Here is a 12,951-nt window from a genome sequence, read left to right as displayed (position 1 = left end):
TTAATGTCTCAGCCCTTTTATAATAATTAAAATTTGATTTCAGAAATCTTTACTGGTCTACCTTCTTCTAATGATTTTTTAGCAGCCATACCTATTATTACACTTTTTAGTCCATCATAAACTCCAACTGGTACAGGCTCATCATTTACTATAGCATTTATAAAGCAGCTCATTTCTTCTCTAAAAGAATCCATATATCTTTCTAAAAAGAAATATAACGGCTTTTCACTAAGGACACCCTGTTCATTACTTAGCATGGCGGTGGATTGCTTATCATTTGAGGTAGTTAGCATACCACTTGAACCAAATACCTCTGCTCTTTGGTCATAACCGTATACCGCTTTTCTTGAATTATCTATTACAGCTAAGGTGCCATTCTCCATCTTCATTGAGATTAACGCTGTATCTACATCTCCTGCTTTACCAATCTCTTCATCAATGAGAACATCCCCCTGAACATAGAGTTCCTCAACATCACTATTAACCAAATATCTAGCCATGTCAAAATCATGTATAGTCATATCAAGAAACAATCCCCCTGATACTTTTACATAATCTATTGATGGTGGAGCTGGATCTCTAGATGTTATTTTTAAAATATGCGGGTCTCCTATTTTACCATTACTAACTGCTTCTCTAACAGCTTTGAAATTATGGTCAAACCGTCTGTTGAATCCTACTTGATACTTAAGATTTTTCTCTTCCAAAGCATTTATGACTTCCATTATTTTGTGAACCTCTAAATCTATTGGTTTCTCGCAAAAAACATGTTTAGAAGCCTTTATTGCCTCAAGTGATATAGGAGCATGGGTATTAGTTGATGAACAAATAAGTACAGCATCTATGTCTTTGTCTCCAAGGATTTTTCTATAATCCTTGTAACATCTATTAATACCTAAACCATCAGCCCACTTAATTACTTTATCTGTCATATTGATATCTGCAATGGCTGTCACTTCAGCTTTTGGAATATTGTAGCATATATTCTCCGTATGAATTTTCCCTATTCTACCTATACCTATGATACCTATTTTAACCATATCCAAAACCCTCCCTACTCAACATAAAATAATTTAGATATGATTTTTTCTGTTTTCTCTTTTCCAATTCTAATTGTTTCTTCTATATCCATATCCCAATATTCTGGTCTAAACAATTCAACAGAAACCATTTCATCATAGCCAATGACTTTTAGTGTAGCTAATATTTCATCTAGATTAATGACTCCATCTCCAGGCCATAATCGTTTATCATCACGAATTGCACCTATTGGAAGGTCTTCACTATCATCAATATGAAAAATAAAGATTTTGTTTCCATCGGCTTTTTTTAAATCATTGATATCAGAACCCATAGCATGAAAATGAAAACAATCCAAGACAAGTCCTACGTTATGTAGATTAACCGTTTTAACTATGTCATAGGCTTGTTCAAACCTATTAACTGAACAATTAGGATAGCCTACAAACTCAAAAGCTAATTTTACATTGTAGTTATCAGCTATATTAGCTAATTCAGTTATCTTCTCAACAGTTTCCGTCTTTATCTGTTCCCTAGTATAATCCCCTACATCAAATGTAGGCACTACAACAATCTTTTTACAATCAATTATATTGCCCATTTCACATAAGAACTTGAGATTATCCAATATCTCTTCATATCCTTCTTTATCTCTAAAAGTTATGAATTCCAGTGCATTGAATGCAAAAGGTTTAATCTTATTTTGTTTGAAAAATTCAGCTAAATCTTCAATGGTATTCCTTTCAAGATAATCCTTGAGTTTATCTAATCTTATTTCTATCAGGTCATATCCGTATTTCTCACAGTATGTTAAATCTTTCTCCAAAGTAGAATTTTTCATAGTTGTTGCTTGATTAAAACAGATTTTCATGTCTAATATCCTCCTCTTTACATACTCACTTTTAATAACTAAGCAGCTTTTGCATTTTTTCTCATATCAAATACTACAGCACCCACAATAATCAGACCTTTTACAATCTGTTGTATATATGGTGAAACCCCTAATAATAATAACCCGTTATTAACAACACCAAGTATCAATATACCAGCAATAACACCGCCGATACGACCAACACCACCATTATGACTTACTCCCCCGATGGTTGCAGCAGCTATTGCATCCAGTTCATAATTAAGTCCTAGAGTTGCAATACCTGAACCTGTTCTTGCTGCTAATAAAACTCCTGCTACAGCAGCACAGAAAGATGACCATGTATATACGAGAATAATATTTTTCTTAACCTTTATTCCAGCGACTCTTGCGGCTACATCATTACCTCCGATAGCATAAACATTCTTACCGAATTTGGTATGATTAAGCAAGAACCAAGCAATTAACGCAAAGAGAATAAGAATTATCAGGAGATTAGGAATACCAAGAATGTTACCCTGTCCTACTGTTTTGAATTCATTCTTCAACATTGGAACAGGATATGCATTGGTATACAGCATTGCAAGGCCTCTAACCACAACCATACTACCTAGAGTTGCAATGAAAGGTGGAATCTTAGTATAAGCAATGAGAGCGCCATTAATGACTCCAAAGATTGTACCTGCCAATATTCCCGCAACTATGGCAACTGGTACTCCAATGCCAATAGGCATATCAAGACCCTTGAACATCTGAGCACTATAGGTGGGATTCTGGATCAAACTTGCTGAAACAACTGCTGATAATGCTACAATTGAACCAAGAGAAAGGTCAATGCCTTTTGACAAAATACAAAAAGCAACACCAAGAGCCAATAATCCCTTAATGGATTCTGTTGTAAATAGATTTATTATATTACCCACTGTCAAGAACTTAGGAGAAGCAATAGTGACAACGATAATTAAAAATATCAATACAATATATATGGAATTTTTACTAGCAAATTTTTTTACATCAAAAGACTTATTCATTATTATCCTCCTCATTGGTCTCAAAACCTTCAGTTGCATATTTCATTATTACTTCTTGACTGGCGTCTTTTCTACTGATGATACCTGTCATTTTACCTTCATGCATTGTAAGTATACGGTCACTCATTCCCAGTACTTCAGGCATTTCTGATGAAATCATTATAATTGCCTTACCTTCACCTGCAAGCTTAGTCAATAATGTATGTATCTCTGCTTTTGCACCAACATCTATGCCTCTAGTAGGCTCATCAACCATTAATATATCTGGATTGGTCAACAATGCTCTAGCCACTAGAACTTTTTGTTGATTACCACCACTAAGACTTTCTATTTCTGTATCATAATCCGCAGTCTTCACGTTCAATTTATCAATATATTCTTCAGTATCACACTGGATTTTTCTGTGATCCAGTTTTATCCCTTTTGAATAATTATCAAGACTGGATAAAATAGTATTATCTCTAACACTCAAGACAGGAATTATACCCATCTTTTTACGATCCTCAGTCAACAGACAAAGTCCGTTTTTTAATGCATCATATGGATTATTAATATTAACCTCTTTACCATTTATAGATATATGGCCTTCAGTCTTAGGTCTAATTCCAAATATGGTCTCGACTATTTCTGTCCTTCCAGCACCTACCAAACCTGCAAAGCCAAGAATTTCGCCTTTATGTAGTTCAAAGGAAACATTATGGAATGAATCCTCAGAAGCTAAATTTTCCACCTTAAGTATTGTCTCCCCTATTTCACAGTCTATTTTAGGAAACATCTCAGTAAGTTTTCTACCTACCATAAGAGAAATTAATTTATCAATATCCATGTTAGCTGAATAATCACTACCAACAAATTCCCCATCTCGTAGGACAGTAATCTCATCGCAAATCCTAAAAATCTCATCCATCTTATGAGAAATATAGATTATAGTTACACCCTCAGACTTAAGATTATTTATTATCTTGAATAATTGCTCCGCTTCAGTTGTTGTAAGCGCTGAAGTTGGTTCGTCCATTATTACAATATCAGCATTGAATGATACAGCTTTAGCTATTTCAACCATTTGCATCTTAGCTACAGTCAAGTTGCTCATCAGCTCATCTGGATTGATATCCATATGTAACTTCTCTAATAGTTCTAATGTATCCTGTTTCATCTTTTTATGGTCAATCATTATTTTATTTTTCAATGGTTCTCTGCCCAGCCATATGTTCTCTGATACACTTCTTGCTGTAACCACATTAAGCTCTTGATGTATCATGGATATTCCTTGTTCCTGTGCCGATAATGTATCTTTGATATTTACCTCTTTGTCTTTTAAAACAATCTTTCCAGAAGTCATTTGGGTAATGCCCATCAAGCATTTCATTAACGTAGATTTACCTGCTCCATTTTCCCCCATGAGAGCATGCACAGTTCCAGGTCTAACCCTGAAATCAACACCTTTTAACGCTTTGACCCCTGGAAACACTTTAACCACATCCAACATTTCCAATATATATTCACTCATTGAAGTCTACCCTCCACATCTACTATTTAAAATCTGCTAAGTTATCAAGAGAAACTATTTTGAAAGGTATCCATCCATATTTATCTACTTTTTCACCTTGAGCCATTTTATAAGCAAAATCAAATGCTCCTGAACCTTGTCCTCCAGCATCTTGGAATACGGAACATGCCATTTCTTCAGCTTCTATAGCTGCAAGAGCATTAGCTGTAGCATCTATCCCAACAACTGGAACCTCTAATCTATTAGCTGACTTTAATGCTTCTATAGCACCTAGAGCCATTTCATCATTATTACCGATGACAACATCAAAAGGTTTACCTGTCCCAATGAATTGCTGCATCTTTGCCATAGCTTTCGCACGGTCGAATTCTGCTGTATCTTCAAACTGTTTGACTAAAGTGAATCCATTTTCTTCTAGAGTTTCTTTTACAGCTTTTGTACGTGCATTAGTATGTTGTAAACCCAGTGTACCCATAAATAATACATAATTGATTTCTTTATCATCTTTATCTTTGAAGTACTCAGTTAGATATTTTGCTTGTAACTGACCAGCTTCATATTCATCAGAACCTACAAAGGAAGAATTATCTGATTCTTCTAGAATAGGTTGGTTAGGCAATCTATTAACAAATACAACAGGAACATCTCCAGCTGCCTTCAAAATTTCCTCAGTCGTATCTGTATTGACTAAATTAACAATGATTGCACCACAATCTTGTGATACAAAGCTGCTAATATGTGATAATTGTTTTTGTATATCATTTTCTGCATCAAATGCTATTATCTCTGCATTATCTTGTTTTTTTGCTGCATCTTTCACAGCAGTTTCCAAAGTTGATAGGAATTGGTCACGAGATGACATAGTCAACCCTATCTTAATCTTTTCATTTTCCCCTTTTCCGTCATCTACGCTATTATCTGTAGTAGTTGCTTTCCCACCACAACCAACAAATAACGCACCTGTTAAAATACATGTAAATAATAATGCCAAAAATCTCTTCATTTTAATCTCTCCTTGTTTGATTATTAATTTTATTAGGTTCCTTCATATATAATTGTAAAATAAAATACATGTCCTTAATAGACATGCATTTTCAAGATAATATACTATTTTATTTACGTGTAATATTTTTACTCCAAGGTCGTTTGAGTTTCCAATATCCAAAAAAGTGTAAAAATATGATTTGTGTGTAATATCTTGCTACCATCATTCAATATATTTTCTATAACACAATGGGCTATGACCTACACTTTTTTTGAATATCTTACAAAAATATCTATAATCATAGAAACCGCATAGCTTAGCTATATCTTTGATTTTTTTATTAGTACTGCTTAATAGACATTTCGCATTATCAATACGAATGGAAGATAGATAATCTGTAAAATTCATTTTGGTCTCATGTTTGAAAATCCTGCTCAAATAGGTTGAATTAACATTCAATTGCTCTGCTACACTTGTAAGAGAAATGGTCTTATCGTAATTGTTATTCATATATTCTATAGCTTTTGCTACAGTAATATTGGTAATCTTGGTGGGAATATTAGGATAATAATGGATATGTTTTCGAAAATTATCTATCATATCTTTTACCTGCTCTATAGAAGTTATATGTTCATATATCTCATGTTCCCTATCAATATGAAGTATATTATCCATCTCTTTAATCCATTCTATGACAACTGCTGAATTAATATATTCTCTCTCAAAATATTTTATCTGCTCTTTTGAATGTTGTATAATCTTTTCTATATCAACTGTTATCAATAGCTTTTTTATATCATCATAGAATCTATTGAAATTCTTTTCTTTATGTACTATATTGATTATTTCGTAATACAATATCTTGTCTTTGTTATAAAAACTTCTTTCTAAAGTTCTCTGTGCATGATTATAGGCATTCTTAAGACTTTCTTTCCCAATACAAATATCACTTACACCAATTACTGATGAGAGTTCATATTTTTCTTCTATAAATTCATGAAACTTGCTCGCTATCTCATTTAAGATTGTATTACTTGATATTGATGTGGCATCAACAATTATTGTGTAATTATAGTCTTTCGTAGCTATTATTTCATACTTATAGCTTTTATCTATTATGTTTTGACTCATACCAATCAAATCATTAAATATAATAATCTGTTTTTGCTGGTCATTCTTGTTATTGGGTTCATAAGTTTTTAATATCTTGATTTCTAGAACAGCCGTTTTAAGTAGAGATAAATCAATATCATTATTCATACATTTTTGTTTCAATTGATTATAATCATATTTATTGTTTATGACATTATGCAGGAATTTTTTCTTTAGTTCATTACTTCCCAAATCAGCCAAATGCAATAATTTCTTTTTTTCCTTGGCTTCCGCTCTTCCTTCGTCAACTTTTTTCCTTAGTGTACCAAGTATATCTTCTATATTTTTTTTATTAAAAGCATTTTTTAATATATAATCATCTGCACCTTGTTTCAATGCCTCTTTTACATAATCAAAATCATCGTGACAACTTAACACTATAATCTTGCATTGAATTTCTCTTCTCCTAATCTCCTTAATAAGAGAAATACCATCCATAACAGGCATACTGATATCCGTTATGATTAACTCTGGCTCAAGACTTTCTACCTTTTCCAATGCTTGTTCTCCATCTTGTACATCATCCACAATCATAAAACCCTCTTTTTCCCAATCTGTCACCGCTAATAAGAACATGCGAACCAAATAATCATCATCCACTATTAATGTCCTAATCATACTCTTCACCCTCTTCTAATTGTTTGTTTTCAAATAATTTTCAGCATTGTCTTTCCTAATGAATTCACTGTCTATGTAAATATTTTTTTCAATCTTTTCTCCGTTGAGATATCTTACAACTGTATGTACGGTCTCATTGGCGATTTCATATCCATTTTGTGAAACCATACCTGTTATCTTACCATCGATTATTTTACGAATACTATCGGTTTGAGTATCTACACCAATAATTGATATGGGCTCATCCAGCTTCAAGAACTCCAGCCTATCCATGACACCCAGTGTCATAGTTGCATTAGTACAGAAAACACCATCAATATCAGGAAATTTGTCTAGTATTTCTTTTGTTTTTTGTACCGAATCCAAAAAACTACAATAAGCCTCTTTTTCATAGACAATTTCTATATCTGTATTTAACTCAATATAATCTTTGAAACCCTTAAGTCTTTCTATATGAGGTGATTGTATCAATGTACCTGTCAATATTGCAACTGAACCTTTACCCTCTAACCGATCATTCATATACTCACCCGCTAATTTACCAATTAATAAGTTATTGGAACCAATATATATTTCATCTTCTCCGTAGATATCTGTATCCATTGAGAATACAGGTATATCCTTCTCTTTTGCAATCTCCATATACTCTGAGTAATATGAATCACAAGGAACAACAACTATTGCATCCACATCGCTGTTAAGCATATCATTTATTAGAATTTTTTGCTGTCTCACATCTTTTTCTGTTTGGGGATGAACAATCAAAACCTCTACATCCAATTCATCTGCCGCCTTTTCTATACCAGATTTCAGTGATAAACAATATTCGCTGTCCATAGCTTTCAATACTACACCAATCTTGTATTTGTCTTGATTGTTTTCTGAATAATTCTTATGATTTATATTAGAATTACATCCACATAATAATAGTATCATGATGACAAATATTATTTTCCTTATGATTTTTCATCCTCTCTTATCATATACTTCTCCTTTACCTTAGTTGCCGGTATGATTATCATAACATCTGTTCCTTCACCTATCCTGCTTAAGTAGGAAATACTACCGTATTCTCCATAATATAGCTTAATTCTATCCTTGATATTGCTAATGCCAATACAGTTAAATTTTTCTTTCTTGCCTTTTTTTCTCTTAAATATATTGTTTTTTTCAATTTCAGTCATACCTTTTCCGTTGTCTTTTACACTAAGTATTAATTCGTCATTAGTTCTAGTTGCTCTTATAATAATTCTATTCTTATCCGTCTTGGTATCTAATCCATGATAAATACTGTTTTCCACTAACGGTTGCAATATGAGCCTAGGAACAAACAGCTCCTTTACATTAGGTTCGATTTCGTAGTTAACTGTAAAGCTGTCCTTGTATCTGAAACGTTGTAATAATACATAATTACTAACAAGATTCAATTCGTCTTCAAGTGTAATAAAAGCACCTTTTTTACTAATTGTTGATTGCAATAATTCAATGAAAGCATCTAACAGGTCTACTATCTCATAAGCTTCCTGCAAAAAAGCGGCACATTTAATGGAATTGAGAGTATTATACATGAAATGTGGTGTTATCTGATATTGTAGAGCTTCAAGTTCTGCCTCTCTTTTCAGCAATTTTTCAGTCACTAATTCATCGATTAGTCTTTCCATCTTATTTGCCATATTATTGAATCTACTGCTTAATATTGATATCTCATCATTACCGCTTACTGTTGCTCTTGCTGTTAAATCCCCCTCACTAAGTTTTCTCATAGCTATTTTTAGATTTTTAACTGGAACATATAACCTATTTGACATAATAAGTGCCAAACAAACAGAAATAAGCATAGTTATGACTGCTGCTATAATTATATAATTCCTTACATCTGTGATATCTTTAGTTAGAGCTTCTACATTCAAATCACTAACAAAACTATACCCTGTAAATGGTGCAATAATCCTTTGATAATGTCTACTAGCTTCTGAAGGAAGACAAATCTCTTTACCCAGCTTTGATAATAATTCACTGGATACAACAACATTATCCTTATTAACTATTTCTGTGGTAATATTAAGAGAACTATTGATACTATCAAGACATGAAAAATAAACGATTCGCTCATCCATATTAAAAGCAATTTCACCTATTATTTCATTTGTATCCGGATCTTTGATTGGCTTTGAATATGTAAATAGAAATTTGTTAACAGACCCAACATCATCTTCAATATATATTGGACTAAAATTTTGTTCAAAATCATTGATCTTACTTAACCATTGGTAGTCTTTTGTTTCATCAATATCTATAACAGCTTTATACTCTTGAGATTTGACTACTTTATTGTTTTTTGGTAAATAGACATATATAGAATCAATATTATCACTGGACATTTTATATTTGTTCAATAATATATTCATTGCTAGAAGTCTATCTTTCCCTCCATATTGCTCCCTTATCAATCCTATCAATTCTAGATCACAGCTTGCCTCTACAGACGTATAATACATTTTCCGCATTATATCATCAAATTCCAGAACCTTGGTAGTGATATTCTCAGATATCGTACTTCTATAATTATTTTCTATAGCGACAGCAGTTTTCTTGTAATAGATTATTGAAGTCACGATTGATATTATAACTGTAATAGAAATAATACTAAGGATAATTTTTGCACGAAATTTCATAAGTCACCCCTTATCTTTTTGTGATTTTTAGGACATAGTATATACTTTAGTACATATTCCTTTGTTCAATATCCACTATTTTTTATATTTGTCCAAATAGTTTTTATTAATTACAGATATATATTAAAGTAACTAGAATTTTTTGTCAAGAATTACCCTTTATTTCCAAAATCCTTTATTATTGGACTAATAATATTGTATAAAAAAGCTGTTTCATATTATATTTTTTATAATACGAAACAGCTCTTTATATTTTATTAACTTAAATATCTCCATTGAATTCTTTGACTGCGTTAAACATGGCAATGATATTTTCAGGTGGCACATCTGGCATTATATTATGTTCTTGATTGAATACAAAACCCCCATCTGGTGAAAATATCTCTAGATTGCTAAGTACATGTTTTCTAACTTCTTCTGGTGTTCCTCTATTAAGCACCCATCTTGTATTACAGCCACCACCCCAAAAAGTAATATCTTTTCCGAATTCTTTTTTGAGGATAGCAGGATCCATTCCATTAGCAGTTGTTTGTACTGGATTGATTACATCATATCCAGCTTCAATCAAATCTGGAAGAAGTGAATATATGGACCCACATGAATGCAAGAATGTTTTCATATTACTATGTTTATGCACATATTCACACAACATGGTATGTCTAGGTTTGAACAACTTTCTGTAGACGTCTGGTCCTATCAATGGTCCACTGTCCATTCCCAAGTCATCTCCAAAACGCAATATATCCACTATATCTCCAACAGACTCACATACTTTTTCTAGTGTATTAAGATGTATTTCCATTAATTTATCCAATAGTTTTTCAACATTGACTTGATCTATATAACAATCCATGAGAAAATTATCAATACGTCTAAGGAAAGTACCCCATTCCAGTAGATTACATCCACATACTATCATTATGGCTTTGTCAGTAGAATTTCGTAAATCTATTGCTTTTTTTCTTAGATTCTCCCAAAAATCAGGTTGCCCAGCATGATCCCAAGGACTATGAACCAGATATGACCATAGAACCTTATCCATTGCCTTATCTATATCTTTATAATTATCTGGATATCCATCAATATATGGGAAGATGGTCTGGTCAAAAAAGGTTGCTCCCTGAGGCATCTTTGCAATCAGTGTCCCATCTGAGTGGTAAGCTGTATAACTGCCATCAACCTCTTTCTTAGGTTGAAACCACTTAGGATATTGTGCTGTTGAACCATCAGCTAGTGTATAATCATACCAATCTTCATCTTTCTCATTGTAGACTCTGCCTAAGTCAACAACATCTACAGAGAATCTATCAATAATATCATCTTCTGGGATAATTACTTGTTGAACAACATCATATACTCTTGTATGACCCTTTTTTATATCTAATTTCTTCTTCAGATTATTATATGCTATCGCAGAAATATTAGAGCTAGGTGTAGCTCCTAGATCTACTGGTACTTTATCTGGTTGTTTATGGTTTATTGCCGCTAATATTCTCTCTCTAGAAGTCATTCTGTCACCTCCTTATATTAATCCTGATGGAATACTTCTTCCATATCAGCCCACCATTCTCCTTTTTCTCTCGTCTCCAAAGGCTCTTGGCATGGTTTACATAGTTCCCACCATTTCTGCGTAACAGAATCATCTGCCATCTTAGCCATATCCTCTTCATAATTATCTCCAGTATATTCATAATAGCTGAACAAATATCCGTCTTTAAAGTAAATGGAATAGTTATCTATGTTACATTCTTTTATCTTCTTCAATACATCTAGCCATACATTTCTATGTAGCTTTTTATACTCATCCAATTTTTCTGATCTTACTTTTATTACTGAACCATACCTCTTCATAGAACCAACCTTTCCTAATTAACTGTTAAGCTTTTCATCCAACCTCTTTATTTCTGCTCTTATCTTATCTAAATCAAGTGGGTATTCTCCATATTCTCTAACTACTTTCAGCGCATGATGATAACTCTCTGGTTCCACATCATTACTGATTGAATGGTCTGATTGAAAAATCCATCCACCTGTATTGGCAGCCTGCATCTTATATAGAACTTCACGTTTAATCTCATCAAGGTTATTTCTCTCTAAGACTCTCATGTCAATATTTCCACAAAAACCTAACCTGCCCCTATATTCTTTTTCTAATTCAACAACATCAAGATCAGCCTTAGCTTCAAGAGGATTATAAAAATCCAACCCTAATTCAATCATATCCTCATAGATGATAGAAGCATTACCACATCCATGATAAATAACAGGCAAGTCATTGGCATGACATATATCTATCAATTGTTTAGTTATAGGTTTAAAATATTTTCTCCATGCTTCTGGGCTGAACAACATACCATTACGATAAGCGACATCTCCCCATATTATCATTCCGGAAAGTCTTCCATTACCTTCTTCTATTTGAGCTTTTGTGAATCCTACTAGGAATTCCCCTATTCTTTTCATGAAATCTTCAAATGATTCTGGCTCAGCTAACATCCACATCAATGAGTTTTCTGTTCCAACTATTCTCCAAACATATTCATAACCTTCACAAACAGAACCAAACACTGGCAGTTTATCCACATAGGCATCTACACGTTCAGACCAAGCAGGTATATCCCTTAAAAGAACATCTCCAACACCGTTAATCTGGTCATCAGAAGCATTATTGAATCTTCTTTTGTCAGCAGGGTCATCAAAAGTGAACTTAGCCATTTCTTCTGGTTCTTTTATGGAAAAGCTGTCATAATGGGGCATTACAATGTCTCCTGATCTGTGGATAATAGCTTCAAACCCTGTTCTAATATATATGTCCTCACCATTTTGCTGAATTACCTCAAATGATTTTATATGAGGATCCATATTTGGAGTAATAGGTATATAATCTAAATCAAAAAATAAGTATGGATCAAAGTCTTTTCCCCATTTATCAATACACTTATTTTTGAATCCTGTCCAGAAAAATTCTCCAACTGGTATTTTATCGCACTTATCACTGAACTTTGCTGCATTTTTGATTCTATTCAACTTCTTAAGAACAACATCATTTTTCTCCATAATCTCATATCCTCCTCATTTAACTAAGGTAC

At 32.9% G+C, this 12,951-nt stretch carries 11 protein-coding genes; all 11 read right to left on the bottom strand.

The window, feature by feature from the left end:
* Window positions 1–26: 26 nt before the first annotated feature.
* The 11 genes from iolG to HYG85_RS19035 all read right to left on the bottom strand — a co-directional run bounded on the left by iolG (window position 27) and on the right by HYG85_RS19035 (window position 12,919).
* Window positions 27–1,040 (bottom strand): inositol 2-dehydrogenase, encoded by a 1,014-nt coding sequence (gene iolG / locus HYG85_RS19085; RefSeq protein ID WP_212691003.1) that lies wholly within the window; start codon window positions 1,038–1,040, stop codon window positions 27–29.
* A gap of 14 nt (window positions 1,041–1,054) precedes the next feature.
* Window positions 1,055–1,891, bottom strand: coding sequence for a sugar phosphate isomerase/epimerase family protein (locus HYG85_RS19080; protein WP_212691002.1), 837 nt, complete (start codon window positions 1,889–1,891; stop codon window positions 1,055–1,057).
* 38 nt (window positions 1,892–1,929) lie between these two features.
* Entirely contained in the window at window positions 1,930–2,922 is a 993-nt protein-coding gene (locus tag HYG85_RS19075; protein ID WP_212691001.1) for an ABC transporter permease subunit, read from the bottom strand.
* The gene (locus tag HYG85_RS19070; protein WP_212691000.1) at window positions 2,915–4,432 is read right to left on the bottom strand and encodes a sugar ABC transporter ATP-binding protein; all 1,518 of its coding nucleotides are present in this window, start codon (window positions 4,430–4,432) and stop codon (window positions 2,915–2,917) included. Before HYG85_RS19070 ends, HYG85_RS19075 begins: the two co-directional genes overlap by 8 nt.
* 22 nt (window positions 4,433–4,454) lie before the next feature.
* Window positions 4,455–5,435 carry a substrate-binding domain-containing protein gene (locus HYG85_RS19065; protein ID WP_212690999.1) on the bottom strand — a complete coding sequence of 327 codons (981 nt, stop codon included), beginning with the start codon at window positions 5,433–5,435 and terminating at the stop codon, window positions 4,455–4,457.
* 204 nt (window positions 5,436–5,639) lie between these two features.
* The gene (locus HYG85_RS19060; RefSeq protein WP_212690998.1) at window positions 5,640–7,187 is read right to left on the bottom strand and encodes a response regulator transcription factor; all 1,548 of its coding nucleotides are present in this window, start codon (window positions 7,185–7,187) and stop codon (window positions 5,640–5,642) included.
* Window positions 7,188–7,202: 15 nt separating this feature from the next.
* Window positions 7,203–8,123, bottom strand: coding sequence for a substrate-binding domain-containing protein (locus tag HYG85_RS19055; protein WP_212690997.1), 921 nt, complete (start codon window positions 8,121–8,123; stop codon window positions 7,203–7,205).
* Between the two features lie 20 nt (window positions 8,124–8,143).
* Entirely contained in the window at window positions 8,144–9,862 is a 1,719-nt protein-coding gene (locus HYG85_RS19050) for a sensor histidine kinase (RefSeq protein WP_212690996.1), read from the bottom strand.
* A gap of 262 nt (window positions 9,863–10,124) precedes the next feature.
* Window positions 10,125–11,372: a uroporphyrinogen decarboxylase family protein gene (locus HYG85_RS19045; RefSeq protein ID WP_212690995.1), complete on the bottom strand. Its 1,248-nt coding sequence runs from the start codon at window positions 11,370–11,372 to the stop codon at window positions 10,125–10,127.
* A 17-nt stretch (window positions 11,373–11,389) separates the two neighbouring features.
* Complete coding sequence (locus HYG85_RS19040) at window positions 11,390–11,713, bottom strand: L-rhamnose mutarotase (protein ID WP_212690994.1); 324 nt, start codon at window positions 11,711–11,713, stop codon at window positions 11,390–11,392.
* An 18-nt stretch (window positions 11,714–11,731) separates the two neighbouring features.
* A complete protein-coding gene (locus HYG85_RS19035) occupies window positions 11,732–12,919 on the bottom strand; it encodes a uroporphyrinogen decarboxylase family protein (RefSeq protein ID WP_212690993.1) in 1,188 nt (395 codons plus the stop codon).
* Window positions 12,920–12,951 lie beyond the last annotated feature (32 nt).

It is taken from the genome of Vallitalea guaymasensis, from assembly GCF_018141425.1.
GTDB classification, from domain to species: domain Bacteria; phylum Bacillota; class Clostridia; order Lachnospirales; family Vallitaleaceae; genus Vallitalea; species Vallitalea guaymasensis.
This window is presented reverse-complemented; position numbering and strand designations above follow the sequence as displayed.

Excerpts from the sequence above, each read along its gene's own strand:
- iolG (WP_212691003.1), bottom strand. The coding sequence starts at position 1,040 with ATGGTTAAAATAGGTATCATAGGTATAGGTAGAATAGGGAAAATTCAT.
- HYG85_RS19080 (WP_212691002.1), bottom strand. The coding sequence starts at position 1,891 with ATGAAAATCTGTTTTAATCAAGCAACAACTATGAAAAATTCTACTTTG.
- HYG85_RS19075 (WP_212691001.1), bottom strand. The coding sequence starts at position 2,922 with ATGAATAAGTCTTTTGATGTAAAAAAATTTGCTAGTAAAAATTCCATA.
- HYG85_RS19070 (WP_212691000.1), bottom strand. The coding sequence starts at position 4,432 with ATGAGTGAATATATATTGGAAATGTTGGATGTGGTTAAAGTGTTTCCA.
- HYG85_RS19065 (WP_212690999.1), bottom strand. The coding sequence starts at position 5,435 with ATGAAGAGATTTTTGGCATTATTATTTACATGTATTTTAACAGGTGCG.
- HYG85_RS19060 (WP_212690998.1), bottom strand. The coding sequence starts at position 7,187 with ATGATTAGGACATTAATAGTGGATGATGATTATTTGGTTCGCATGTTC.
- HYG85_RS19055 (WP_212690997.1), bottom strand. The coding sequence starts at position 8,123 with ATGATACTATTATTATGTGGATGTAATTCTAATATAAATCATAAGAAT.
- HYG85_RS19050 (WP_212690996.1), bottom strand. The coding sequence starts at position 9,862 with ATGAAATTTCGTGCAAAAATTATCCTTAGTATTATTTCTATTACAGTT.
- HYG85_RS19045 (WP_212690995.1), bottom strand. The coding sequence starts at position 11,372 with ATGACTTCTAGAGAGAGAATATTAGCGGCAATAAACCATAAACAACCA.
- HYG85_RS19040 (WP_212690994.1), bottom strand. The coding sequence starts at position 11,713 with ATGAAGAGGTATGGTTCAGTAATAAAAGTAAGATCAGAAAAATTGGAT.
- HYG85_RS19035 (WP_212690993.1), bottom strand. The coding sequence starts at position 12,919 with ATGGAGAAAAATGATGTTGTTCTTAAGAAGTTGAATAGAATCAAAAAT.